Here is a 24,597-nt window from a genome sequence, read left to right on the forward strand (position 1 = left end):
TATACTAAGCTACTCTTTTTTATTGATGAAAATAACTGTTATTTAAACGTAATGTTTGTTTTATGTTTGAATATCGAAAAAAGTTAAAAATATTATATAATAAAAGAGAAGAAGGAAAAGAGGTATTTATGAAGAAGGAAAAACGATTAGAAGAAATCACAAAACTCATTAATAAGCGAGGAACCATTCGGGTTACTGAAATTGTGGAACGATTAAAGGTATCAGATATGACTGTCCGCCGCGATTTAACTGAATTGGAAAGCTTGGGAGTATTAACACGTATTCACGGTGGGGCTAGAGGCAATAATTTCTTTCAATATAAAGAAATGTCCCATGAAGAAAAACATTCTCGGCAAATAGAAGAAAAGCACTATATTGCACAAAAGGCTGCTGAGTTAATAGAAGAAGGAGATACAATCTTTTTAGGACCGGGAACAACTGTAGAACTGCTGGCTGAAGAGATCAATAAGACGACTTTGCAAGTTATCACCAATTGTCTGCCTGTTTTTCAGATCTTATCGCAAAAACAATCAGAGACGTTTAGAGTTCATTTACTGGGCGGCGAAATGAGAAGTATCACTCAGTCTTTTATTGGAGAAATAACAAATATCGTTTTAGAAAAAATGCATTTCTCAAAAATGTTTTTCAGCGGCAATGGTGTCAAGGGAAATGAAGTGATGACATCAAGTTTCCAAGAAGCCTATACTCAGAAAATGGCTTTAGGAAGGGCAATTGAAAAATATTTGCTGATCGACTCTTCAAAGATTGGAAAAGAAGATTTCACCTCATTTTATCAGCTATCACAATTAACAGCTCTGATTACAGATTGTCAAGATGACGATAAGCTTCAAAAACTGAGCAAATACACTGAGATTATTAACTAATAGGTTAGATAACAAAAAGTGATCAGAAAGTAAAATAAGCAAAGAGAGCGAGAGAAGACCCTCAAGATTGTTTAGCAATCATAGCGGTCTGACTCGGGCTCTTATTTTTTTGCGTAAAAACACTCAAACTTCAAACAAAAGCCATGATTTCTCAACAATGAAAGGAGATATTTTTAAATAATAGGAAAAATGTTTAAAAAATAAACAAAAATATGTTGATTTTTTAAACAAATTATAGTATATTATAACTAAAGAAAACGAAAACGCTTTTCTGACTAAAAAATCATTTCAAGGAGAATGACTATGGCAATTATTATTGGTTCAGATGCAGCTGGTAAAAGACTTAAAGATGTTATTAAAACATTTTTAAAAGACAACAATCATGAAGTTTTAGATGTTGCTGAAAGGAAAGATTTGGATTTTGTGGATTCAACTTTAGCAGTTGTCCATGAAGTGCAAAAAAATGATAAAAATTTGGGGATTGCAATTGATGCCTATGGTGCGGGCAGCTTTATGGTAGCTACTAAAGTCAAAGGTATGATTGCAGCAGAAGTGTCTGATGAACGTTCAGCCTATATGACACGCGGTCATAATAATGCGCGTATCATTACTCTTGGTGCTGAAATTGTTGGAGATGAACTGGCTAAAAATATTGTTAAGGACTTTGTAGAGGCTAAATATGACGGCGGCCGTCATCAAATCCGTGTAGATATGCTAAATAAAATGTGCTAAAGACAAATAGAGTGAGGAAATAGAAATGAAAATTGCTATTGGTTGTGACCATATTGTTACTGATGTGAAAATGGAACTATCTAAACATCTAAAAGAAGAAGGTTATGAAGTTCTAGATGTAGGGACCTATGACTTTACACGTACGCACTATCCCATATTTGGTAAAAAAGTGGGCGAAGCAGTTAGCAGTGGTGAAGCGGACTTAGGTGTATGTATGTGCGGTACTGGCGTAGGTATAAGTAATGCTGCCAATAAAGTACCGGGTGTTAGAACGGCATTAGTAAGAGATATGACTTCTGCACTGTATTCAAAAGAAGAACTTAATGCAAATGTCGTGAGCTTTGGCGGCGCTATTATAGGTAAGCTGCTATTATTTGATATTGTAGATGCTTTTATTAAAGCCCAGTATAAACCGACAGAAGAAAATAAGAAATTAATTGCTAAGATCAAACATTTAGAAGCACATAATGATAAACAAGCCGATCCGCATTTCTTTGATGAATTTCTAGAAAAGTGGAATCGCGGTGACTATCACGATTAAGGAGAGCTATCATTATGATGCTAACAGTTACGATGAATCCTTCCATTGATATTGCTTACCAGCTGGATGACTTAAAGGTTGATACTGTCAATCGTGTCATTGAAACGCATAAAACACCCGGAGGAAAAGGACTGAATGTGACACGTGTTCTGTCTCAGTTAGGAGACGATGTCCTTGCTAGCGGCCTTATTGGTGGGAAACTTGGTGAATTTTTAGAAGCGAAACTTGATAAGTCTGCCATAAAGCATTCTTTTTATAAGATTTCTGCAGAGACAAGAAATTGTATTGCTATTTTACATGGTGGCTATCAAACAGAAATATTAGAACAAGGACCTCGTGTTTCCGCTAAAGAATCTAAAGGGTTTCTTGAATTTTTTGAAAAATTACTTCCAAAATTAGAAGTTGTCACAATTTCAGGAAGTCTTCCAAAAGGGGTTCCTGCAGACTATTATTCTCAAATGATTGCGATTTGCAAGCAGCATCAGGTTCCCGTTGTTTTGGATTGTTCAGGTCAAGCTTTGTTGGAAGTGTTAAATGCTACTTCTAAACCAACAATTATCAAGCCCAATACAGAAGAATTATCTCAAATTCTGAATCGGGAGATCACAAATGATGTTGCTGTTTTAAAGCATGCTTTGGCTAGCTCTATCTTTTCAGGAATTGATTGGATTATTGTCTCACTTGGTTCTCAAGGTGCTTTTGCCAAGCATGGTCAAACATTCTACAAGGTCACTATTCCTAAAATAGCAGTCCTTAATCCAGTTGGTTCAGGGGATTCAACAGTAGCTGGGATTGCATCTGCTTTTGCTGCAGGAGCAAGTGATGAGAAACTGCTTAAAAAAGCAAATACACTTGGTATGCTCAATGCTCAGGAAAAATTAACTGGACACGTTAACTTAGAAAATTATGCTAATTTATACCAACAAATTGAGGTAGCGGAGGTTTGAAAAGATGACATTAACACAAGAAAAGCGCAGTTATATGGAAAAACTTAGTGATGAAAACGGGATTATTTCAGCTTTAGCCTTTGACCAGCGCGGTGCTTTAAAGCGCTTAATGGCGCAGTATCAAACGCAAGAACCAACAGTTGCTCAAATGGAAGAACTGAAGGTCTTAGTAGCAGAAGAATTAACACCTTATGCATCATCCATGCTGCTTGATCCAGAATACGGTCTTCCAGCAGCAAAACATTTAGATAAAAATGCGGGTTTGCTCCTTGCTTATGAAAAGACTGGTTATGATACAACAAGCACTAAGCGCTTGCCAGATTGTCTGGCTGAATGGTCAGCCAAACGTTTGAAAAAACAAGGTGCAGATGCAGTTAAATTTTTGCTCTACTATGATGTTGATGGTGATGAAGAAGTTAATCAGCAAAAACAAGCTTATATCGAACGTATTGGCTCTGAATGTAAGACAGAAGATATTCCCTTTTTCCTTGAAATTCTAGCTTATGATGAAACTATTGCTGATGCTGCAAGCGTTGAGTATGCTAAAGTAAAACCTCATAAAGTGCTTGGTGCTATGAAAGTCTTCTCAGATGAGCGTTTTAGCATTGATGTTCTGAAGGTTGAGGTTCCTGTTAATATGAAGTATGTCGAAGGTTTTGGTGACGGCCCAATTGTTCACACTCAAGATCAAGCAGCAAACTTCTTTAAACAACAAGATCAAGCAACGCCGCTTCCCTACATTTATTTGAGTGCAGGTGTTTCGGCTAAATTATTCCAAGATACGCTTGTTTTTGCAAAAGAGTCAGGGGCTAATTTTAACGGTGTCCTTTGCGGACGTGCCACATGGGCTGGTTCAGTTAAAGATTATATTGAAAAAGGCCAAGCAGCAGCTCGTCAATGGCTTCGTACAGAAGGATTCAAGAATATTGATGAGCTGAATAAGGTTTTAAAAGCAACTGCAACGTCTTGGAAAGAAAGATAGAAAGGTGGAAAAGAGATGAACAGAGAAGAAGCGACTCTTTTGGGGTTTGAGATTGTAGCTTATGCAGGAGATGCACGTTCTAAATTGCTTGAAGCTTTGAATGCAGCGCAAGCAGGCGACTATGATAAGGCTGAAGAACTTGTGGCAGCAGCAGATAACTGTATTGTTGATGCTCATAAGGCTCAAACAAGCCTTTTGACCAAGGAAGCACAGGGTGATGATATTGAACTGAGTGTTACCTTAATGCATGGACAGGATCACTTGATGACGACCGTCCTTCTAAAAGATTTGATGAAACATTTAATTGAACTGTACAAAAGAGGGAGCTGAAATAATATGAACACATTGATTGCTCAAATTGAAAAAGGAAAGCCTTTCTTTGAAAAGATTTCGCGTAATATTTACCTACGTGCTATTCGTGATGGGTTTATTTCGGCAATGCCGGTCATTCTATTTTCAAGTCTTTTTCTGCTAATTGCTTATGTTCCTAATATCTTTGGTTTTACTTGGCCAAAAGGTATTGAAAACATGTTGATGACACCCTATAACTATACCATGGGGATTATTGGCTTCTTAGTTGCTGGTACAACGGCCAAGTCACTGACGGATTCAATGAACCGACAATTAGAAAGAACCAACCAGATTAACTTCATTTCAACAATGTTAGCTTCCATGGCTGGTTTCTTAATCATGGCAGCAGATCCTGCCAAAGAAGGTGGTTTCCTGAGTGCCTTTATGGGAACTAAGGGCTTGTTAACAGCTTTCATTGCAGCCTTTATTACGGTTAATGTCTACAAGGTCTGTGTTAAAAATAACGTCACCATTCGTATGCCTGAGGAGGTACCGCCAAATATCTCTCAAGTGTTTAAAGATATTTTCCCATTTGCTTTTTCCATTATCATTTTGTATGCTATCCAATTAGCTATTAAGGCAGTTATTGGAGTAAATGTGGCTGAATCAATTGGAACCTTGCTTGCTCCTTTATTTTCAGCAGCCGATGGCTATCTTGGTATTACGATTATTTTTGGAGCTTACGCCTTGTTCTGGTTTGTCGGTATTCATGGTCCTTCCATTGTTGAGCCGGCTATTGCAGCTATTACGTATTCAAATGTTGAATTGAATGCACATTTGATTCATGCCGGTCAACATGCTGACAAAGTGATTACCTCAGGCACTCAAATGTTTATTGTAACTATGGGTGGTACTGGTGCAACATTAGTTGTTCCTTTCATGTTCATGTGGCTATGTCAATCAAAACGTAATAAGGCTATTGGGCGTGCTTCTGTTGTGCCAACTTTCTTTGGTGTCAATGAACCTATCTTGTTTGGAGCACCTATTGTTTTAAATCCAGTCTTTTTCATCCCTTTCATTCTTGCCCCAATTGTTAATGTTTGGATTTTTAAAATTTTTGTTGATACCCTTGGAATGAACAGTTTCTTTGCTAATCTTCCATGGACAACACCTGGGCCAATAGGCATTGTCTTAGGAACTGGATTTGCTGTTTTATCTTTTGTTCTTGCAGCACTTTTAATCCTTGTAGATACTGTCATTTATTATCCTTTTGTTAAAGTTTATGATGAACAGATTTTGGCTGAAGAAGCTGAAGGTAAAAGCTCATCTGATGCTTTAAAAGAAAAAGTAGCAGCCAACTTTGATACGAAAAAAGCTGATGCTATCCTTGAAAGTGCTGAATCTAAAGAAGAGCCAGCAGTTAATACTATCACTGAAGAAACAAATGTTCTCGTTTTATGTGCCGGCGGCGGTACCAGCGGTCTTTTAGCTAATGCTTTAAATAAAGCTGCGAAAGAATACGGAGCCCCTGTTAAGGCTGCAGCTGGAAGTTATGGCGCTCACCGCGAAATTTTAGACCAATACCAATTAGTCATCTTGGCTCCGCAAGTTGCTTCTAATTATGAGGATATGAAAGCAGAAACGGATAAACTTGGCATCAAATTAGCTAAGACCGAAGGTGCTCAATATATTGGTTTGACGCGTGATGGCAAGGGAGCGCTTGCCTTTGTGGAAGAACAATTTAAAGATTGAGAGGTCACACTATGAGCAAAACATTACCTAAAGATTTTATCTTTGGTGGTGCAACAGCAGCTTATCAGGCTGAAGGTGCCACGCATGCAGATGGGAAGGGTCCTGTTGCTTGGGATAAATATTTAGAAGATAACTATTGGTATACGGCTGAGCCTGCCAGCGATTTCTATCATCAATATCCTGTTGATTTAAAGTTAGCGGAAGAATTTGGCGTCAACGGTATTCGCATTTCCATTGCTTGGTCACGGATTTTTCCAAAAGGGTATGGAGTCGTTAACCCCAAAGGCCTTGCCTTTTATCATAATCTTTTTGCTGAATGCCATAAACGTCATGTGGAACCTTTTGTAACACTTCATCACTTTGATACCCCAGAAGCTCTGCATTCAAATGGGGACTTTCTCAATCGTGAAAATATAGAGCATTTTGTCAACTATGCTGAATTTTGCTTTAAAGAATTTCCAGAAGTGAATTATTGGACAACTTTCAATGAAATTGGCCCCATTGGTGATGGTCAGTATCTGGTTGGAAAATTTCCGCCGGGCATCCAATACGATCTTGCCAAGGTTTTCCAATCCCACCATAACATGATGGTTGCACATAGCAAGGCCGTCAAACTTTTTAAAGATGGTGGCTACTCTGGTGAAATCGGTGTGGTTCATGCTCTGCCAACCAAATATCCTTATGATCCAAACAACCCAGCAGATGTTCGTGCGGCAGAATTAGAAGATATTATTCATAATAAATTCATCTTGGATGCGACTTATCTGGGTAAATATTCTGAGAAAACCATGGAAGGGGTCCATCATATTTTGGCTGTCAATGGCGGTGAATTGGATCTGCGTGATGACGATTTTGCTGCTCTTGAAGCTGCTAAAGATCTCAATGATTTCTTGGGCATCAATTATTATATGAGTGATTGGATGCGTAACTTTGATGGTGAAACCGAAATTACGCATAATGCTAAAGGCGAAAAAGGAAGTTCTAAGTACCAGATTAAAGGTGTCGGTCGCAGAGAAGCGCCAGTAAATGTTCCCAAAACAGATTGGGATTGGATCATTTATCCGCAAGGCCTTTACGACCAAATCATGCGCGTGAAAAAAGATTACCCTAATTATAAGAAAATCTATATCACTGAAAATGGTCTTGGTTATAAGGATGAATTTGTGGATCATACTGTTTATGATGATGCCCGTATTGATTATGTCAAAAAACACTTAGAAGTTCTTTCAGATGCTATAGCAGATGGTGCCGATGTCAAAGGTTACTTTATCTGGTCTCTTATGGATGTCTTTTCATGGTCAAATGGTTATGAGAAGCGCTATGGTCTTTTCTATGTAGATTTTGATACGCAAGAGCGTTATCCCAAGAAAAGTGCCTACTGGTATAAAAAATTAGCTGAGACCCAAATCATTGACTGATGCTGGTGTTTTAATTGAATTTGATAATACCTAGCTTTGTATCTTTAGTTTTGGTAATCATCTGTGTTCTTTGGTAGGCTTGCTGTCTTAACTGAAATGAAATCAAAAACTTGATACTTCAATACTTTCTATATATCCTATATTTAATGAATACTTCCAAAAGACAACCTAAATTTTGTTTAAGTTTTGGTTAAAGGCAGCAATAAAAGCAAGAGTGGCAGTCTTTGATTGCACTCTTGCTTTGTTTTAATGTTAAAAAGATGAAGTAAGAATGAGGATAAGTAATGGTTATTGAACTCAAAAATGAAAAAATGACTGTCCAATTTAAAGAGTTTGGCAGTGTCCCCAGACACGGACTGGTAAGAAAGAAAAATTTTCGCTTTGAGCAACTGAGAAAAGACAGTGTTGTTTTTACCATTATTCCTGACAAAGAAATGCTGATGCAATATCCCTATCATTTTGAATGAAAGATTATCTACACTGGCAGCCTGCATTTGGATTTTGCAGATTTTCCTTACCTCATTCTCTGGTCAACAGCCAATAAGAGTCCTTTTATAGCCTTAGAACCTTGGAGCGGGCTGTCAACTACGGTAGATGAAATCAGATTATTTTGAAGAAAAACGCAATGTGAGCTTTGTAGGGACCGGACAGCTTGATCGAAACTATTTTGACATCACTGTCTTATAAAATTGAAAGGAGAGAGTTAATGATGACTTCTCTTAAAAAAATAGCTAAAAACGCCATCTCATCAGCCTTTGAGATAGTCTATATCTTAACCTTCACCAATCAAAAAGATGTTCCAAATATGACAGAAGAAATCAAGCGTTTGGGTAAGTGGTATGTCAATACTGGTGATGAATGGATTTGTCATTCAAATCTGCCTTTATCCGAATTTCAAGAGAAATTTTTGGAGCTGACACATCTGACTGCTGAACAAGTGTTCTTGACTAAAGGTCATCTGCCATTTTCAAAATAAAGCTAGAAGATGGATATCCAGCTTATTTTTTAATATTGCAGGATCGCTTTGCTGTAAATCAGTACGGTCTGTAGCTTACTGTCTCGTTCTAAAAGACGAAGTTAGAACAGCAATTTTTTCAGTGTCAGGGAAGGCTCTTTCAAAACAGACTAAAAAACCATTTGGAGAAGATAATGTCTCCAAATGGTTTTTTACTTAACCCCAAAATTGCTTAGCGATTTCTTGACCTTGTTTGATTTTAGCCCATTGCTGCGGGATAGCCAACTCATTGCCAGAATCACAAGAAGCAAAACCGCATTGATGGGACAGCAGCAAACGTTCCTTAGGCAAAATGGTGCTGGCTTGTTCTAATAACTTGAGAACACGTTCTTCATCATCAAGATCAGTTGTCTTACTGGAAAGGAGTCCAAGAACAACCTCAGCATCTTTATCTTTAAGAGAAGCAAGAGCCTTCAAATCACCTGAGACGTCACTGTCCCATTCTAAGAAGAAGCGGTCATAGTGTTGATCACGCAAGAATTTTTCTGCGATAGCCTCGTAAGTTCCGCCTGAGGCAGAACGGCTTTCATAATTTCCGCGGCAGTTATGTGTCCAAACTTTGAGTCCCAATTGATGCCCGTAATCAGCTACTTCGTTATTGATCGCAATGAATTCATCAGCTAAATCAGCCAGCGCAGCATTACCATCCGCAAAAAACGAAGCAGGATTTGATTCATCAAAAAGTTCCCAAAGGCAGTCATCAAACTGGATAATCTCACCGCCAGCTTCTTTGTATTCTGTCAAGAATTCCTTGTAGGCCTTGATAAGACCATCCTTTAAGGCCTCATTGGTTTTGTAAACTTGCCCCTCACCAGCAAGTTTATCAAAAATAGCCAGTTCAGTATAAGCATGCGCAGGTCCCCAAATCGTTAATTTTGTTTGCGTATCACCAGCTTCTTCCTTGAGCAGTTTGTAACTATCTAAGAAATGATGATTTTTACCTGAAAGTGGCTGGGTAATGCGAATACCGATGTCTTTACGCGTTTCGTACTGTCCGCCGTCATGGTCTTTAAAAGTGTAGCCGTGGTCTGCAATGTAACGTTCAATACCTTTAAGTCCCCAAATGAAATCTAAATGCCACATGGACTTAGAGTACTCACCATCTGTCAAAATGTCAATACCATTTGCCTTTTCATCAGCAATAACCTTTTTAATTTCTGCTGTTTCTGTTTCACGATACCCCGGAAAACTATCATAAAAAGGATACTGAATGTCATCACGATGTTCAATTTTATTTTTATAGTCAAGCAGATCAGCTGGACGAAGAAGAGATCCAACAAGTTGGAATTTTGATTGTGCCATGTAAAAGCCTCTTTCTAATTTTCTTGCTTTTTATTGTACAAAAGCTGCAGTCGTTTGAAAAATAGTTAAATTAGAGAAAATGATATAGTTTTAAACTATAACTAAAAAGACAGCTTTTGTCTAAATACAACTGCCTTTTTCTCATAGAAATGAAAAAGCAGTTTTCCCTATCTCCGCCTTTTTTGGTAAAATAGAAGAAAAAACAAGGAGTAACTTATACCCCATGCGTGATAACCATTTACACACCCATTTTTCCTATGATTCCGACGCCAGCTTTGAGGACTATCTAACTCACTATGATGGGGAAATCGTCACGACTGAGCACTACGATCTATCCAACCCCTACACCCAGCAGGATGATGTGCCCGATTATGAGGCCTATTCTAAAGAAATAGCCGAGCTTAATGCGAAATACGGCAACCGCATCAAGCGAGGCATTGAAATTGGCTATTACCAGCCCCGTGAAGCGGACATTCTCAGCTTCCTAGCTGACAAGGACTATGATTTGAAATTACTCTCTGTCCACCACAACGGGGTCAATGATTATTTGGACGATGAAGTGGCAGATATGGACAAAGAGATCATTATCCAAGAATACCTAGACAAGCTGGAATACACCATTGGACGCGTGGAAGCTGATGTGCTGGCGCATTTCGACTATGGCTTTCGCTTATTTGACCTGACGGTTGATGAATTAAAGACTCATGAAACCCAGCTGCGCCGCATTTTCCAAAAGATGATCGACCACAACCTAGCCTTTGAACTCAACAGCAAGTCCATGTACCTCTATCACCACGAGCATCTCTACCGCTATGCCTTAGGTCTAGTCAAAAACTTAGGCTGTCGCAAATACTCGATCGGCTCCGACGGCCACAAACTCGAACACTTCCGATTGGCTTTTGACAAAATTCAAGACATCTTAGATGAGTATGGAATTGAAGAGGGGGAGATAATTTAAAAAGTGATGGTGGATTGTTGTAGCATTTCGTTTGTAGACAGTATTCCTATTGTCAGTTAGCCCATGTGGTTCAGCACGCCAGCAAACATACGGTTTCATGGCTAAATTGAATGATTATGATAGATTGGAAATATTGAAATGAGTGATATAAAATTAAATGATATATTTGGATTTACTGAAGAAGAAATCCCACATGTAAAAATTTATTTTCATGTGTGGAAAAGCGATGTGAATTATACAAAAGATTATTATCTATCTAATAAAGAACAAGTTAACCATTGGAATATTTTCTATAATGCTGATAAGAAACATTTTAAAGTTGGAGAAACAGTGATAAATGCAGTAAAAGTAGACTATGATAAATATTTGGTTACTATGGTAAAAAAAGTGACTAAAGATTTAAATCAATATAATGATCAAGGCTATGAAGGAGAAAATGTAGAAAAATTTAAACCATATTTTGATCGCTTAATCATAAAATATAAGCCAGGTCGTATGAGAGTGAGAAAATATGCAAGTCTTTATGATGATGTTATCGTTTCTGAAATTCTATCAGAACCATGGCGAGGTGATGATTTTAATGGTTATGATGAAATTTGTTTATCATATTCTCAATTAGAAAGTATTTTTAGACTGGAGAAGAGAGATTGGCTGACTGCTTTACAAAATCAAAAAGCTGTTTATCTAATTACAGATAAAAAAACAGGACAATTATATGTTGGTTCAGCTACAAGTAAAGATAAAATGTTGCTTAGTAGATGGAGTTCATATGTAAATAATGGTCATGGTGGTAATACAGAACTCCAAAAATTAGTCAAAGAAAAAGGTTTTGACTATGTAAAAGAAAATTTTCAATATAGTCTTTTAGAAAATTTTAACGGAAAAGTCGATGACGATTATATTATTGGTCGTGAACAATGGTGGAAGAAAGTATTGCAATCAATAAAATTTGGTTATAATGATAATTAATTTTAATTGATAGCTTTTGAATATTGATTTTACTTACAAATTGAAACATATTAAAATAAACTCAACGAAAGCGAGCGCACATTATGACCGGAAACTTAATCCTGGTTCGCCCCAGTCTTGATTGGGAAGAGGAATTACTGGCTTATAAGGAAGCCTTTAAAGATGAGCACATGTACGGCGGAGCTGATCTTTATAAATTTGATAAGCTGTCTGATTGGCTGGTTTACCTAGACAGGCTCTCAAAGGATAAGCCAGCAGAAGAAGGGTGGACAGCAACAGTTTTTCTCTGCATTCGTCAGTCTGATAAACGAATGATTGGTATTTGCAATGTCAGACATCATCTAAATAGTTTAGGTTTGCTTAATGTTTCAGGCCACATTGGCTATTCCATTCGGCCTGATGAGCGTAAGAAAGGCTACGCTAAAGTGCAGCTGCGCCTAGCATTGTTAGAAGCCAAGAAATTAGGCATTGACAAGGTTTTGGTGACCTGCGCAGACTGGAATATTGGTTCTGAGCGCACTATCCTCGCAAACGGAGGTATCTATGAAGACAGCCGTTTGGATGAATCAACGGGGAACATGATGAAGCGGTACTGGATAAATGTGACTGAAAGGAACAGTATATGAAACTAGTCTTTTTGCATGGTTTGGGACAGGATAAGACGGCTTGGGATGACGTGATAGCTGCTCTGCCTCATTACGACTGTCTAGCCTTGGATTTATTTGATGAAGGAAAAATGCCTGAAAATTTTACGACTTTGGTGGAACAAGTTGCGACTGAACTCAAAGGGATAGAAGAAGATTTTGTGTTAATTGGTCTATCCTTGGGCGCTATGCTGGCTTTAGCACTGAGTGACTATACCTTGCCACATATAAAAGGCTTCATTGTTTCTGGCGCGCAGCATGATTTGAAGAGGAGTTTTCTTTATAAGTTACAGCTTCTTGGCCTGCAGCTGCTTCCCAAGTCCTTTTTTAAAAAACAAGGAGTAGAGAAGGATTCTTTTCTAGCCTTTTCAAAGTCTCTGTCAACTCTTGATTTAAGAGAAACTATCCAGCAAATAGACATACCCGCTTTGATTCTTTGCGGTCAAAAAGATAAGCCCAATCTTTTGCCTGCTAGGAAAATTGCAGAGCTGATACCCAATGCTCGCCTTTCTGTCATCAAAAAAGGCGGACATCTATTAAACACCAAAATGCCAATCGTTTTTGCCAAAGAAATCACTGATTTTTTAAAGTATGAGTCTTTTTAGAGTAATGGGTTTAGTGATTATCATGGTAAAATCTGATGAAGATGGCAATAAAAACCAGCAGATTTTTATCTGTCTGGCTACAATCGGGGCGACACTTATCAAAGTAGGTATAGCGTTCACTTTAATAACTTCAATAGTCTTTTCTTTTGGAATATGAATGTTAGTCTATTCTAGGTATAAGGTATGTTATTGCATTCATTAAAAATATCAGCATCAATTTAGAAAGGGTGATATTGGTTTATGCACATCATTCGGTTACTTGTAGTGTTGCTTGTTCTTTGTATACTAGCACTTATTTCTTACCGTAGTAAAAACATTATTATTTCATTTATATGTGTCTTCATTTTGCTTGCTTTATTTGCTTATTCTCTCTTGCATTCGTAAAAGTAAAGGGATTTCAAATTTAAATTGAGTCCGTTAATGACTAGTGGTGCTAATTTCTGGCAGAGATTTTGCTCTTTAAAAAGGTCCTGCCTCTTTTGCTTTGCCCTAGGTCTGCCAGATTGACACAAAGACAACATCGCCTATAATGTCTTTGAAGCAGATAGCTAGTGTTAAAGATAAAAAACGAAAGACAATTAAAACACGAACAATTTCACTAACTCTAGGTTAGACGTTTGAGACTGTTCGTGTTTTTATTAATAGGCAAATAGGTATGGTCTTAAATAGGGCATTTCATTTTATTGGATAACCTTGTGCTCACAAGTTACTTGTTTATAAGAAAATGATTAGTGCCAGTAGTTTTCTTTTTTGGCATAAATGGGTTGTTCATGCTCCATTAAAATCACTTTGAGGTGAAACCATTTGGCAAAGTATTTTTGCAGTTCTTTGTTAAGCCTTATTTGGATAAAAATGATGATAAAGATAGCAACAGCACCGCCTAGTCCATAAATGTAGACTGCTGCTTGTGTAGTGATCTTTGCATAAAGAAAGATTAGTTCTGCAAGAAAGCCATAAAGAGCTATCAGTCCAGCATTTAACGCCATAAAAAGAAATAAAAGAGACTTTGAAAACCAACATGTCTGGTCCGATAGATTACTTTATAATTTTCAGTGATTTTTTCAAAAGTCGGCAGTGTTACCCCATCATAAGATACTGTCTGTCCATAGTCAACCAGTTTTGGCGAGGCGTGGTAACCAAACAGTCGGCAAATTTTGTAATTGATATTTCTCAAAAGAAGATAAATCGTTAATGCCAATGCTAAAAAAAGAGGAGACAGCTTGATCCGCAAAGAAGGAAAAGAAAGAAATAAGAGAATCAAAGTGAGAAAACTAAGTATCAGGTTGATTGTCTGTAAGGCGATATACAAGCATTTGACTGCAAGAGAGTAACGGTGCTGTGACTTATAATTTTCCATCAAATTTCTCCTATGTTCTATTCTTAATGCGTCATGATACCTTAATAATATAAGCAGTTAAGCAACTTGTCAATATTTTTGAAAAAATGATACGAATTAGTAAGATTGAATTTTTTATTGATTAAAAAATTCAGTTGCTTAAATAGTATACTAATGGTTTTATTTAAGGCTCTTTTCTGATGTTATAATAAAAAGAACTTTCTGTCGGTTAAAGGAGATGAAAAAATGTTAAAGGCATGGGCAGTTAAGTTCTCAAGAAAGAGCAAATAAAAGCTTTTCAAGTAAAACTGACTTGAAAAGCTTTTATTTGTATTTTAGTAAATCAATTAACGTGTGACACGGCGGCGGGCAGCTTTTATTTGTATTTTAGTAAATCAATTAACGTGTGACACGGCGGCGGGCAGCTTTTTTACGGTTTTCTTCAATGAAAGCTGCTTTTTTTCTTCTGGATCAATGATTGTTTTTTTAACAGCAAAGACTGCCCCAGCAACTGTTGCAGCAGTGCCGATAACACCTGTTGCAAGACCTCTAGCAAATGCATGTTTCTTAGCCATAATTAAGTCTCCTTTTATATGTTATAATAATACTATTATCTTAAAAAATAATATATTTTTCAAGGAAAAAGTCTATGAAAACAAAATTAATTGTTGTTTTGGGGCCAACAGCAGTCGGAAAAACAACACTGGGAATTGAATTGGCCCAGCAATTTCATGGTGAAATTATTAGCGGTGACAGCCAGCAGGTTTATCAAAAACTAGATATTGGCACGGCTAAGGCTACAGCTGCCGAGCAAGCAGCAGTTCCGCATCATTTAATTGATGTCAGAGAGGTTGATGAAAATTATTCAGCCTTTGATTTTGTTCAGGAAGCAACGAAAGAAATTGCCAACATTTGCGAACGTGGACATCTTCCTATTATTGTCGGTGGAACTGGGCTTTATTTACAAAGTCTTCTGGAAGGTTATCATTTGGGCGGCCAAGTTGATCATGAAGCTGTTTTAGCCTATCGAAGAGAATTGGAAACCTTATCTGATACGGAACTTTCTCAGTTAGCTGAAACACAGCAAATTGTTATGACAGAACCCAATCGTCGGCGTTTGATGCGTTCCTTGGAACTCCGCAAATTTAGCCAAGGTGTCCAAAATCAAGAAAGCCCTTATGATGTTTTATTGATTGGCTTAAATGATGATCGACAAGCCCTTTATGAACGCATTAATGCTCGCGTTGATAAGATGATGGCAGCAGGATTGTTAGACGAAGCCAAGTGGTTATATGATAATTATCCTCATGTTCAAGCAACTCGCGGAATTGGCTACAAGGAACTCTTTCCTTATTTTGCAGGTGACATTGGTTTGGAAGAGGCTATTGAAAAAATTAAGCAAAATACAAGACGTTTTGCGAAACGGCAGTTGACTTGGTTTAAAAATCGTATGGCTGTTTCGTTTTATTCGGTCAGTGATTCGGATCACAAGAGAAAAATCAATCAGGCTGTTGCCGATTTTTTAAGAAATTAGAAATCACTGTGAAGTGATTTTTTTCATAGTTTAAGCTGTTTTTACATTAATTAAATGCTGATGAAATTCTTCAAAAAATAGGAAAAATTGTCAGACTTTTCTAGCTGGCTGTGATATAATAAAAACCAAGTTGCTATTCATATTTGCTTGGCAAAAGAAGATATTTCTCTGAAAGTGAAGGAACAAGAATGATTGAAACAAGTCAAAAACAAGAACGGGTCATTCTTGTTGGTGTCGCTTTACCAAATAGTGAAAATTTCGACTTGTCTATGGAAGAATTAGCCAGCCTTGCGAAAACTGCAGGAGGTGAGGTCATTCAGACATACACTCAAAAAAGAGACCGCTATGACAGTAAGAGTTTCATTGGTTCAGGAAAATTACTTGAAATCAAGCAAATAATGGTGACTGAGGCGATTGATAGCGTCATTGTTAATAATCGTTTGACCCCTCGCCAGAATACCTATTTGGAAGCGGAATTAGGAGCTAAAGTTATTGATCGCATGCAGCTTATTTTAGATATTTTTGCCATGCGGGCACGCAGCTATGAGGGCAAACTTCAGGTTCATTTAGCCCAGCTTAAATACATGCTGCCGCGTCTGGTTGGACAGGGTATCATGCTCAGCCGTCAGGCTGGGGGTATCGGCAGCCGTGGTCCCGGTGAAAGCCAATTAGAATTGAATCGCCGTTCTATTCGCAAACAAATTACAGATATTGAACGGCAACTGAAAAATGCTGAAAAAAATCGGGAAACAAACCGCGAAAAACGCTTGGATTCGCAAGTTTTTAAAATTGGTCTAATCGGTTATACCAATGCAGGTAAGTCAACCATCATGAATGTTTTGACTGATAATAAACAGTATGAGGCTGATGAACTGTTTGCTACACTTGATGCGACAACCAAGCAAATTTATTTGACAGATCATTTTCAAGCTACTCTGACGGACACCGTTGGCTTTATTCAGGATTTACCAACCGAGCTGGTTGCCGCTTTCAAGTCAACGCTTGAAGAAAGCCGACAGGTAGATTTATTGCTTCATGTTATTGATGCCAGTGATCCTAATCATGAAGAGCATGAAAAAGTTGTTCATGCTATTTTAAAGGAACTTGATATGACAGCCATTCCTCAGCTGCTTATTTATAATAAAATGGACAAAGCAGAAAATTTTGTGGCCAGTCAATTTCCTCATATCAGCTTGTCTGCTAAGTCCGAGGAGGCGGCAGCGCTTTTACGTCAGTCTATCTTGGAAAAGATTAAGACTCTTTTTGTTCCTTTCACGATTAAATGCAGTCAAGACAAAAGCTACAAAATTTATGAATTGGACAAAATAGCCTTGCTGACTTCTTATGATGTTAAGCAAGAAGTGCAAGAAATTAAAGGTTACATTTCGGAAAAAAATCAATGGAGGCTAGAGGCGTTTTATCGTGAATTATCTTGATTTGGCCCTTAAATATGGCGGTTTCACTAGCTTAGATAAGGTTTACTTGCAAAACAAGTTAGCCTCTTTGTCAAATGAGGAAAAATTGAGTTTCATTACACCGCCGCCAAGCGTTATCAATGCTTACTTTGCAGAACTTTACCAAAAGGAATCTCCTCAGGCCGCAACAAATTATTATTTTGATTTGAGTCAGAACCTACATTTATTTACGGATAAACCATCGTTTGATGAACAAAAGCCTTTTGTTCGGCTTAATTTATCAGGAAAATCGTATGGGTTTGTTTATGAAAATGAAGGGGAAGTAGCGCAGGTCTTTAGTGAAAAAAAGGAAGAAATTACTGACAGCCTCTTGTTTGACTTAGCTCAGATATTTCCCCAGTATAAAATTTTTAGCGACAATCAACAAATTAAAATGAAAAAAATGAACTTTGATGAGTATCAAAGTGAAACATTGGAAAATGCTGCAGCTTTGCTCAGCGACATTAGCCGTCTGCAAGATGGCACGATTAAAATAAGAAGTTTCAATCAGGAAGAAGTTATAGAATTAGCACAGGCCTACTCAGGACGCAGATACTACAGTTATGCTCAAAATCAGGCAGTGCTTTATCTCAAAGAAGATTAACCAGTATAGAAAGAAAGTATTGTTAGTATGGAAATTCAATTTTTAGGAACGGGTGCTGGCCAGCCAGCTAAGGCGAGAAATGTTTCCAGCCTCGTTTTAAAGCTGTTAGATGAACTTAATGAAATTTGGATGTTTGATTGCGGTGAAGGAACGCAGCGTCAAATTTTAGAAACAACTATTAAACCGCGTAAGATTAGAAAAATCTTTATTACCCATCTGCATGGTGACCATGTTTTTGGTTTGCCGGGATTTTTATCCAGCCGTGCTTTTCAAGCCAATGACGAACAGACAGATGTTGATATTTATGGACCGGTTGGTATTAAACATTTAGTTATGGCTAGCATACGTACTTCGGGAGCTCATTTACCTTATCGCATTCATTTTCATGAATTTGATGCTAAGCATTTAGGGAAAATTTTAGAAACCGATAAGTTTATGGTTTATGCGGAAAAGCTAGATCACACGATTTTTTGTGTTGGTTATCGTGTTGTTCAAAAAGATTTAGAAGGGACGCTGGATGCTGAGAAATTAAAAGCAGCAGGTTTACCATTTGGCCCGCTTTTTGGTAAGATCAAAAATGGTCAGGATGTCGTTTTAGAAGATGGGACGACAATTATTGCTAAGGACTATATTTCGGCTCCGAAAAAGGGAAAGGTTATTACTATTTTAGGAGATACCCGAAAAACAGATGCCAGTATTCGACTTGCCTTGGGAGCTGATGTGCTGGTTCATGAGTCCACTTATAGTAAAGGAGATGAGAAATTAGCGAGGCGTCATGGGCATTCAACTAATATGGAAGCTGCTCGTGTTGCAAAAGCCGCTTCTGTTAAGAAATTGCTGCTTAATCACATCAGTGCTCGTTTTCTTTCACATGATATCAGCCGCATGAGAGATGATGCACAGGAAATCTTTGCTGATGTTCATATTGTCAGAGACTTAGAAGAAGTAAAACTATGAAAGAACGTATAATTGTCATTACAGGTGCCTCAGGGGGGCTTGCTGAAGAAATCATTAAACGCTTACCAAAGACAGATCAACTTGTTTTATTGGGCCGCGATAAGGAAAAATTAGAAGACATGTATGCCTATCGTGAAAGAGTAACTTGTTTTCAAATTGATATTAAAGATGATGAAGCTGTAAAAGATATAGTTGACACCATTTATCAAAAATTTGACCGCATCGATATTTTTATTAACAATGCAGGCTTTGGTGAATTTAAAGACTTTGATCACTATTCTAATAAAGACATTCGAGACATGTTTGATGTCAATACTTTAGCAACCATCAATTTTTCTCGCTTGGTTGGTCAAAAGATGGCAGAGGTTCAGTCAGGACATATTATCAATATCGCTAGTATGGCGGGCCTGATTGCTTCTAGTAAATCAACGATTTATTCAGCTACCAAGTTTGCAGTGATTGGTTTTTCAAATGCCTTGCGTCTAGAATTAGCAGACAAAGAAGTCTATGTTACGACTGTTAATCCGGGACCGATTGCCACTAAGTTTTTTGATAAGGCAGATCCTAGCGGCAATTATCTTAAGAGCGTTGAAGAATTCACTTTGCAGCCTGATGATGTTGCCAAAAAAATTGTTGCTGTTTTTGGAAAAAATAAACGCGAACTCAATATGCCTTTTCTACTAAAGGCGGCGCACAAAGCCTATATTCTCTTTCCTAAATTGTCGGATTTTTTAACCAGAAAGGTATTTAATTATAAATGATTACTTCCAAATATGCTTGGAAAATAAATGAAAAAAAGCCAGATGATGGCTTTTTTGAGCTAGCTAAAAAAGAAAATCTCAATCCTACAGCTGCACAAATTTTATACGAGCGAGGTTTTAGAACAAGTGAAGATATAGGAGCGTTTTTGAGACCTGATTTGTCTCAACTACATGATCCTTTTCTTTTAAATGATATGGACAAGGCTGTCACGCGTATTCGCAGAGCTATTGAAACCAATGAACGCATTCTCATCTATGGGGATTACGATGCTGATGGTATGACTTCAAGTTCCATTGCAAAGGAAGCGTTGGAAATGCTGGGAGCTGAGGTAGAGACTTATCTTCCTAATCGTTTTACCGATGGTTATGGTCCTAATCTCAGTGTTTATAAATATTTTATTGAGCAGCAGGGGATATCACTGATTCTCACTGTGGATAATGGTGTTGCTGGTCATGATGCTATTGCTTATGCACAAGAACAAGGTGTTGATGTCATTGTTACTGACCACCACAGTATGCCTGCTGAGCTTCCTTCAGCTTATGCTATTGTTCATCCTGAACATCCAGATGCTAATTATCCCTTTAAATGTTTAGCAGGGTGCGGTGTCGTTTTTAAGTTAGCCTGTGCCTTGTTAGAATCCATTCCGACAGAGATGCTGGATTTGGTGGCTATTGGAACCATTGCCGATATGGTATCACTCACTGATGAAAATCGTGCAATGGTCAAATACGGTCTTGAAATCCTAAAACAAACAGAGCGCATCGGTCTGCAAGAATTAATAGCATTTGCAGGTGTTGATTTTGCTGATATCAATGAAGAAACCATTGGTTTCAAGTTAGCACCTCAGCTTAATGCTTTGGGACGTCTGGATGATCCCAATCCTGCTGTTGAATTGCTGACAGGCTTTGATGATGAAGAAGCAAAGACGATTGCGGCTATGATTAATGAAAAAAATGAGGAGCGAAAGAACATTGTACAGGCGATTTTTGATGAAGCTATGACTCTGGTTGATGAAAATAAGTCTGTTCAAGTTTTGGCTAAAGAAGGCTGGCATGCTGGCGTTCTGGGAATTGTTGCAGGTCGTATTATGGAACAAATAAACCAGCCAGTTATTGTTCTTAATATTGAAAATGGCCTTGCCAAGGGAAGTGCCCGTAGTTTAGAGTCAGTTAATATTTTTAATGCCCTTGATGCACATAGGGATTTATTTATGGCTTTTGGAGGCCATGCTGGAGCTGCAGGCATGACTCTAGAGACTGATAAATTAGAAGAATTATCACAGGTTTTAAATGATTATATTCAAGAACAAGCTATTAATTTATCGCAAAAGACGGCTTTAGTAATTGATGAAGAGTTGCACTTGCCAGAACTTAGTTTAGACACTTTAAAAGGGCTTGAAACCTTGGCTCCTTTTGGTATGGACAATAAAAAACTCCGTTTTTTACTGAAGGATTTTACAGTCAGACAGGTTAGAACGATGGGACAAAATGGAGCTCATCTGAAGTTAAAAGTGGCTCAGGAACAGGCTGTCTTTGAACTCCTTGCCTTTAACTATGGTTCGCTCGTTACAGAATTTCAACAAGCTCAACATCTCGAACTAGCTGTGACTTTATCGGTTAATCGTTGGAACGGCAATACTAGTCTCCAATTGATGCTAGTTGATGCGCGTGTTGAAGGCATTCAGCTGCTTGATATCCGTGCTCGCAATAGCACTCTGCCTGACGGAGTTCCTCTTTTAGAAGATCAAACAGATAGTAAAGCAGTTGTCTTATTTGAAATACCGGAAAAAGAAGAAGACCTTCTAGCGCTTTTTAAAAATCGGAACTTTGAAGCCATTTATTTTAAAAATCGGATTAAACATCAATATTATTTAACGGGATCTGGAACACGTGAGCAATTTGCTAAGCTTTACAAGACGATTTACCAGTTTCCGGAATTTGATGTACGTCATAAGTTAAAAGAGCTCAGTCAATTTCTCAAGATTCCAGATATTTTGCTGATCAAGATGATTCAAATTTTTGATGAATTGGACTTTGTCTCCATTGATGATGGCATTATGACAGTTAATAAAAATGCCCAAAAAAGAGAGATTTCCGAGAGTCAGATTTACCAAGATTTGAAAAAGTTAGTGAAATTTCAAGAATTGATGGCATTAGGAACACCTCAGGAAATGTATGATTTTTTAAAACGCGATTGCTAATTTAAGCCCTTTTCAATTTTTTGAAGGGCTTTTTTGTTAAAAGAATAACATTTTAATAACCTGACAATAAGTGTCATCTTTATATGTTATAATAAGCCTGAGAATAAGAGGTGGTAAACATGAGAGAGAGCAGATTATTTCAAATTATTTATCAATTATTGGCAAAGAAAAAGGTCACAGCAGCTGATTTAGCCAAACAATTTGAAGTTTCTGTCAGAACGATTTACCGTGATATCGATGCTCTTAGCAGCAGCGGTATTCCTATCTATGCCAGCCAAGGGAAAAATGGCGGTATTCAGCTGGATGAGGATTTTGTTTTATCTAAGTCCTTATTATCACAAGAAGAAAAAGAACAGATTTTAGATGGCCTGCAAGGTTTAGGTTCCGTTAACGGTATTGTAAACGACAAACAGCTGCTGACTAAATTGTCAGCCTTGTTCAAAGTGAAAAATCCTAATTGGATTGAGGTCCAGTTTAGTCCTTGGCAAAATCATGCTCAGCAGCAGAAATTGGTTCAGCTTATAAAAGAAGCCATTTGTCAGAAGCACTTTTTTTCCTTCCTTTATTTCAGTAGTCTAGCCAAACAAACCAAGCGGAGGGTCAAACCTGTTCGTCTTGTTTTTAAAGGGCAGGATTGGTATTTGTATGCTTACTGTCTCTTAAGGCAGAACTATCGCTTTTTCAAACTGTCACGAATCAAAGAATGGCAGATCTCAAGCGATTGTTTTGAAGATGATTTTTCAGAAATGATGATTAAAACGGATTTTGATTATGATTCGACGGTACATCTATCTCTTAAATTTGCTCCTCAGTTAGCCTTTCGCGTTTATGATGAATTTTCAGATGTCACTGCAGATCAGGAGGGTTCTTTATATGCAGAAATTGATCTTCCTGATAATGATGTTTTGGAAAGTTACCTTTTATCGTTTGGAGAAGGCCTAGAAGTCTTACAGCCTGAGGCTTTACGTCAAGTCATTCAGAAAAAATTAAAGAAAATGTTAACAATTTATAAAACCTGACATTAGCTGTCCAGTTTGCTATGCTATACTGAACTTGTAGATGGGGGTGATCGATGAACTCACAAAACCTTTATATTTTCATAAGTTAAGAACCAATCACTTTAACAATTCTTAACTTATGACAAAACGGTTCAGTCCTGAAAAATATATGCGCATCTATAATCGGACTTACACTAAACAGCAACAAAGTAACAATAGATTCGTTTCCAAACAAGTCTAATACTTTCTTGGTATAAAAAAGGAGAATAACAATGAAACATGAATGGCGTAAATTTGAAAAAGAGTTATACGGTGTCAAAGCAAAACCTATTTTTCTTGAAGTAGAAGAACAACAGTTTATTACCATCAAAGGAAAAGGAAACCCTAATGATCAAGATTTCTCTAATCGAGTATCTGCTCTTTATGCTTTAGCTTATGGCATTAAAATGGCTTATAAACAAGCAATGAAGACTGAGCAGGATGATCAGGCAGTTACTGATTTTGCGGTCTATCCTTTGGAAGGTCTCTGGCAGCAAGCAGAAGATGCTAAGGAGGATACTTTGGAAAAAGATAAACTCTCCTATACGATTATGATTCGTCAGCCTGAATTTATCACCAAAGAACTTGTTGCCCAAGCTTTAGATAGGGTTAAGATCAAAAAACCAAATTCTTTTTACGAATCTATTTCTTTTGAGAATATTAAAGATGGAAAATGTATTCAGGTTCTTCATATCGGATCTTATGATGATGAACCGCAGTCCTTTGCTAAGATGGACGCTTTTGCCAAAGAACATGGTTTAAAACGTTCGTCCGACATTCACAGGGAAATCTACCTCAGTAATGCGCAGAGAACAGAAAAAAGCAAGCTCAAAACGATTTTACGCTATCAAGTGGGGGAAAAATGATGGCTAGACCGACAACAAAAACTGATTTACTCAATGCAGCCAAGGGTGACTATCAGGCATTGAACACTCTGATATCGTCTCTAAGCGAGCAAGAATTAACAACAGTTTTTGATTTTTCAGAAGATGAGAAAAAGAAAGAGGCACATTGGAAGCGTGATAAAAATCTTCGTGATGTTCTCATTCATTTATACGAATGGCAAATGCTCCTTTTAAACTGGATTGCTTCAAATCAAAAAGGAGAAAAGGCATCTTTTCTACCAAAACCTTATAATTGGCGAAATTATGGACAAATGAATGTTGAATTTTGGAAAAAACATCAGAAAACGTCTTTGGAAGAAGCTAAGATACTGTTGGAAAATTCTCAGGAAAAACGACTTGCTTTAGCTCAGCAATTTTCAAATGAAGATTTGTTCACCAAAGGAGTTTTTGATTGGGTTGGGGGAACAACCTTGGGGGCTTATTTTGTTAGTGCCACATCGAGCCATTATGATTGGGCCATTAAAAAGTTGAAAGCACATCAAAGAAAGTGTCAGCAAAATTAGACAATCTTACCTAAAATGAAGGGCTGTTTAGCCCTCAGACTGAAGACAAACCTATTTTTCAACGTAAAAAATTTTTAAGCTCTGCAAATTTCAATTTTAATTTTCCTTATTTGCGAGCGAAGCGAGCTCTAAACGAGATTTTCCGCTGTGATAAAAGTGCCTGAAACATTAAAGTTTCAGGAACTCGGAAGATTTGAGACTTTAGGCTCAAATCTTAACTGAACACGGGCTGCGGACGGCTGCAAAAAGATAAACATATCCTAGA

At 37.5% G+C, this 24,597-nt stretch carries 23 protein-coding genes and 3 pseudogenes; 23 read left to right on the top strand and 3 right to left on the bottom strand.

Features of this window, described 5'->3' with window-relative positions:
* Positions 1 to 128: 128 nt before the first annotated feature.
* The 10 genes and pseudogenes from lacR (at position 129) to SRT_RS03300 (ending at position 8,523) form a co-directional block, all read left to right on the top strand.
* Positions 129 to 884 carry a transcriptional regulator LacR gene (gene lacR, locus SRT_RS03255; protein WP_128833019.1) on the top strand — a complete coding sequence of 252 codons (756 nt, stop codon included), beginning with the start codon at positions 129 to 131 and terminating at the stop codon, positions 882 to 884.
* Between the two features lie 303 nt (positions 885 to 1,187).
* On the top strand, positions 1,188 to 1,616 hold the full coding sequence (gene lacA, locus SRT_RS03260) for a galactose-6-phosphate isomerase subunit LacA (RefSeq protein WP_128833020.1): 429 nt from the start codon (positions 1,188 to 1,190) through the stop codon (positions 1,614 to 1,616).
* A gap of 25 nt (positions 1,617 to 1,641) precedes the next feature.
* Positions 1,642 to 2,157, top strand: coding sequence for a galactose-6-phosphate isomerase subunit LacB (lacB, locus tag SRT_RS03265; RefSeq protein ID WP_002262464.1), 516 nt, complete (start codon positions 1,642 to 1,644; stop codon positions 2,155 to 2,157).
* A gap of 14 nt (positions 2,158 to 2,171) precedes the next feature.
* Positions 2,172 to 3,104, top strand: a complete 933-nt coding sequence (gene lacC, locus SRT_RS03270) for a tagatose-6-phosphate kinase (RefSeq protein ID WP_128833021.1) — start codon at positions 2,172 to 2,174, stop codon at positions 3,102 to 3,104.
* Between the two features lie 4 nt (positions 3,105 to 3,108).
* Positions 3,109 to 4,086, top strand: a complete 978-nt coding sequence (gene lacD, locus SRT_RS03275) for a tagatose-bisphosphate aldolase (RefSeq protein WP_128833022.1) — start codon at positions 3,109 to 3,111, stop codon at positions 4,084 to 4,086.
* A 15-nt stretch (positions 4,087 to 4,101) separates the two neighbouring features.
* The gene (lacF, locus tag SRT_RS03280) at positions 4,102 to 4,416 is read left to right on the top strand and encodes a PTS lactose transporter subunit IIA (RefSeq protein WP_128833023.1); all 315 of its coding nucleotides are present in this window, start codon (positions 4,102 to 4,104) and stop codon (positions 4,414 to 4,416) included.
* A 6-nt stretch (positions 4,417 to 4,422) separates the two neighbouring features.
* Positions 4,423 to 6,129, top strand: a complete 1,707-nt coding sequence (locus tag SRT_RS03285) for a lactose-specific PTS transporter subunit EIIC (protein ID WP_128833024.1) — start codon at positions 4,423 to 4,425, stop codon at positions 6,127 to 6,129.
* Between the two features lie 11 nt (positions 6,130 to 6,140).
* Positions 6,141 to 7,547, top strand: coding sequence for a 6-phospho-beta-galactosidase (gene lacG, locus SRT_RS03290; protein ID WP_128833025.1), 1,407 nt, complete (start codon positions 6,141 to 6,143; stop codon positions 7,545 to 7,547).
* A gap of 284 nt (positions 7,548 to 7,831) precedes the next feature.
* Positions 7,832 to 8,234: pseudogene (locus tag SRT_RS11435) on the top strand (aldose epimerase family protein).
* 19 nt (positions 8,235 to 8,253) lie between these two features.
* Positions 8,254 to 8,523, top strand: coding sequence for a DUF3884 family protein (locus tag SRT_RS03300; protein WP_128833026.1), 270 nt, complete (start codon positions 8,254 to 8,256; stop codon positions 8,521 to 8,523).
* A 195-nt stretch (positions 8,524 to 8,718) separates the two neighbouring features.
* Here SRT_RS03300 and SRT_RS03305 read toward each other — a convergent pair whose 3' ends face one another.
* Complete coding sequence (locus SRT_RS03305) at positions 8,719 to 9,864, bottom strand: cobalamin-independent methionine synthase II family protein (RefSeq protein ID WP_128833027.1); 1,146 nt, start codon at positions 9,862 to 9,864, stop codon at positions 8,719 to 8,721.
* Between the two features lie 223 nt (positions 9,865 to 10,087).
* On the opposite strand from SRT_RS03305, the gene SRT_RS03310 reads away from it, so the two are divergent.
* The 4 genes from SRT_RS03310 to SRT_RS03325 all read left to right on the top strand — a co-directional run bounded on the left by SRT_RS03310 (position 10,088) and on the right by SRT_RS03325 (position 13,040).
* Positions 10,088 to 10,822, top strand: coding sequence for a PHP domain-containing protein (locus tag SRT_RS03310; protein WP_128833028.1), 735 nt, complete (start codon positions 10,088 to 10,090; stop codon positions 10,820 to 10,822).
* A gap of 138 nt (positions 10,823 to 10,960) precedes the next feature.
* Positions 10,961 to 11,791, top strand: a complete 831-nt coding sequence (locus SRT_RS03315) for a GIY-YIG nuclease family protein (protein ID WP_128833029.1) — start codon at positions 10,961 to 10,963, stop codon at positions 11,789 to 11,791.
* Positions 11,792 to 11,874: 83 nt separating this feature from the next.
* Positions 11,875 to 12,417 (top strand): GNAT family N-acetyltransferase, encoded by a 543-nt coding sequence (locus SRT_RS03320; RefSeq protein ID WP_161940019.1) that lies wholly within the window; start codon positions 11,875 to 11,877, stop codon positions 12,415 to 12,417.
* A complete protein-coding gene (locus SRT_RS03325; protein WP_128833030.1) occupies positions 12,414 to 13,040 on the top strand; it encodes an alpha/beta fold hydrolase in 627 nt (208 codons plus the stop codon). The genes SRT_RS03320 and SRT_RS03325 overlap by 4 nt, the downstream gene beginning before the upstream one ends.
* Before the next feature lie 728 nt (positions 13,041 to 13,768).
* On the opposite strand, the pseudogene SRT_RS03330 reads toward SRT_RS03325, so the two are convergent.
* Both SRT_RS03330 and SRT_RS03335 read right to left on the bottom strand, forming a co-directional pair.
* Positions 13,769 to 14,397 (bottom strand): annotated as a pseudogene (locus tag SRT_RS03330) (hypothetical protein).
* A 378-nt stretch (positions 14,398 to 14,775) separates the two neighbouring features.
* Positions 14,776 to 14,951: pseudogene (locus tag SRT_RS03335) on the bottom strand (DUF3042 family protein).
* Between the two features lie 74 nt (positions 14,952 to 15,025).
* Between SRT_RS03335 and miaA the strand changes: the two are divergent.
* The 9 genes from miaA (at position 15,026) to SRT_RS03380 (ending at position 24,332) form a co-directional block, all read left to right on the top strand.
* Positions 15,026 to 15,910, top strand: coding sequence for a tRNA (adenosine(37)-N6)-dimethylallyltransferase MiaA (miaA, locus tag SRT_RS03340; protein ID WP_128833031.1), 885 nt, complete (start codon positions 15,026 to 15,028; stop codon positions 15,908 to 15,910).
* A gap of 188 nt (positions 15,911 to 16,098) precedes the next feature.
* Positions 16,099 to 17,346, top strand: a complete 1,248-nt coding sequence (gene hflX, locus SRT_RS03345) for a GTPase HflX (RefSeq protein ID WP_128833032.1) — start codon at positions 16,099 to 16,101, stop codon at positions 17,344 to 17,346.
* Entirely contained in the window at positions 17,333 to 17,968 is a 636-nt protein-coding gene (locus SRT_RS03350) for a cystathionine beta-lyase (RefSeq protein ID WP_128833033.1), read from the top strand. The genes hflX and SRT_RS03350 overlap by 14 nt, the downstream gene beginning before the upstream one ends.
* A 27-nt stretch (positions 17,969 to 17,995) precedes the next feature.
* A complete protein-coding gene (gene rnz / locus SRT_RS03355; RefSeq protein WP_128833034.1) occupies positions 17,996 to 18,925 on the top strand; it encodes a ribonuclease Z in 930 nt (309 codons plus the stop codon).
* Positions 18,922 to 19,686, top strand: coding sequence for an SDR family NAD(P)-dependent oxidoreductase (locus SRT_RS03360; RefSeq protein WP_128833035.1), 765 nt, complete (start codon positions 18,922 to 18,924; stop codon positions 19,684 to 19,686). The genes rnz and SRT_RS03360 overlap by 4 nt, the downstream gene beginning before the upstream one ends.
* On the top strand, positions 19,683 to 21,887 hold the full coding sequence (recJ, locus tag SRT_RS03365) for a single-stranded-DNA-specific exonuclease RecJ (protein ID WP_128833036.1): 2,205 nt from the start codon (positions 19,683 to 19,685) through the stop codon (positions 21,885 to 21,887). The genes SRT_RS03360 and recJ overlap by 4 nt, the downstream gene beginning before the upstream one ends.
* A gap of 119 nt (positions 21,888 to 22,006) precedes the next feature.
* On the top strand, positions 22,007 to 22,906 hold the full coding sequence (locus SRT_RS03370) for a helix-turn-helix transcriptional regulator (RefSeq protein WP_128833037.1): 900 nt from the start codon (positions 22,007 to 22,009) through the stop codon (positions 22,904 to 22,906).
* A gap of 251 nt (positions 22,907 to 23,157) precedes the next feature.
* A complete protein-coding gene (locus SRT_RS03375) occupies positions 23,158 to 23,790 on the top strand; it encodes a GyrI-like domain-containing protein (RefSeq protein WP_128833038.1) in 633 nt (210 codons plus the stop codon).
* Complete coding sequence (locus SRT_RS03380) at positions 23,790 to 24,332, top strand: ClbS/DfsB family four-helix bundle protein (protein WP_128834021.1); 543 nt, start codon at positions 23,790 to 23,792, stop codon at positions 24,330 to 24,332. The genes SRT_RS03375 and SRT_RS03380 overlap by 1 nt, the downstream gene beginning before the upstream one ends.
* The last annotated feature ends 265 nt before the right edge of the window (positions 24,333 to 24,597 follow it).

Source organism: Streptococcus troglodytae (genome assembly GCF_002355215.1).
GTDB lineage: Bacteria > Bacillota > Bacilli > Lactobacillales > Streptococcaceae > Streptococcus > Streptococcus troglodytae.

Bases quoted from the DNA above. Each gene is read 5' to 3' on its own strand.
- lacR (WP_128833019.1), top strand. From the start codon at position 129: ATGAAGAAGGAAAAACGATTAGAAGAAATCACAAAACTCATTAATAAG.
- lacA (WP_128833020.1), top strand. From the start codon at position 1,188: ATGGCAATTATTATTGGTTCAGATGCAGCTGGTAAAAGACTTAAAGAT.
- lacB (WP_002262464.1), top strand. From the start codon at position 1,642: ATGAAAATTGCTATTGGTTGTGACCATATTGTTACTGATGTGAAAATG.
- lacC (WP_128833021.1), top strand. From the start codon at position 2,172: ATGATGCTAACAGTTACGATGAATCCTTCCATTGATATTGCTTACCAG.
- lacD (WP_128833022.1), top strand. From the start codon at position 3,109: ATGACATTAACACAAGAAAAGCGCAGTTATATGGAAAAACTTAGTGAT.
- lacF (WP_128833023.1), top strand. From the start codon at position 4,102: ATGAACAGAGAAGAAGCGACTCTTTTGGGGTTTGAGATTGTAGCTTAT.
- SRT_RS03285 (WP_128833024.1), top strand. From the start codon at position 4,423: ATGAACACATTGATTGCTCAAATTGAAAAAGGAAAGCCTTTCTTTGAA.
- lacG (WP_128833025.1), top strand. From the start codon at position 6,141: ATGAGCAAAACATTACCTAAAGATTTTATCTTTGGTGGTGCAACAGCA.
- SRT_RS03300 (WP_128833026.1), top strand. From the start codon at position 8,254: ATGATGACTTCTCTTAAAAAAATAGCTAAAAACGCCATCTCATCAGCC.
- SRT_RS03305 (WP_128833027.1), bottom strand. From the start codon at position 9,864: ATGGCACAATCAAAATTCCAACTTGTTGGATCTCTTCTTCGTCCAGCT.
- SRT_RS03310 (WP_128833028.1), top strand. From the start codon at position 10,088: ATGCGTGATAACCATTTACACACCCATTTTTCCTATGATTCCGACGCC.
- SRT_RS03315 (WP_128833029.1), top strand. From the start codon at position 10,961: ATGAGTGATATAAAATTAAATGATATATTTGGATTTACTGAAGAAGAA.
- SRT_RS03320 (WP_161940019.1), top strand. From the start codon at position 11,875: ATGACCGGAAACTTAATCCTGGTTCGCCCCAGTCTTGATTGGGAAGAG.
- SRT_RS03325 (WP_128833030.1), top strand. From the start codon at position 12,414: ATGAAACTAGTCTTTTTGCATGGTTTGGGACAGGATAAGACGGCTTGG.
- miaA (WP_128833031.1), top strand. From the start codon at position 15,026: ATGAAAACAAAATTAATTGTTGTTTTGGGGCCAACAGCAGTCGGAAAA.
- hflX (WP_128833032.1), top strand. From the start codon at position 16,099: ATGATTGAAACAAGTCAAAAACAAGAACGGGTCATTCTTGTTGGTGTC.
- rnz (WP_128833034.1), top strand. From the start codon at position 17,996: ATGGAAATTCAATTTTTAGGAACGGGTGCTGGCCAGCCAGCTAAGGCG.
- SRT_RS03360 (WP_128833035.1), top strand. From the start codon at position 18,922: ATGAAAGAACGTATAATTGTCATTACAGGTGCCTCAGGGGGGCTTGCT.
- recJ (WP_128833036.1), top strand. From the start codon at position 19,683: ATGATTACTTCCAAATATGCTTGGAAAATAAATGAAAAAAAGCCAGAT.
- SRT_RS03370 (WP_128833037.1), top strand. From the start codon at position 22,007: ATGAGAGAGAGCAGATTATTTCAAATTATTTATCAATTATTGGCAAAG.
- SRT_RS03375 (WP_128833038.1), top strand. From the start codon at position 23,158: ATGAAACATGAATGGCGTAAATTTGAAAAAGAGTTATACGGTGTCAAA.
- SRT_RS03380 (WP_128834021.1), top strand. From the start codon at position 23,790: ATGGCTAGACCGACAACAAAAACTGATTTACTCAATGCAGCCAAGGGT.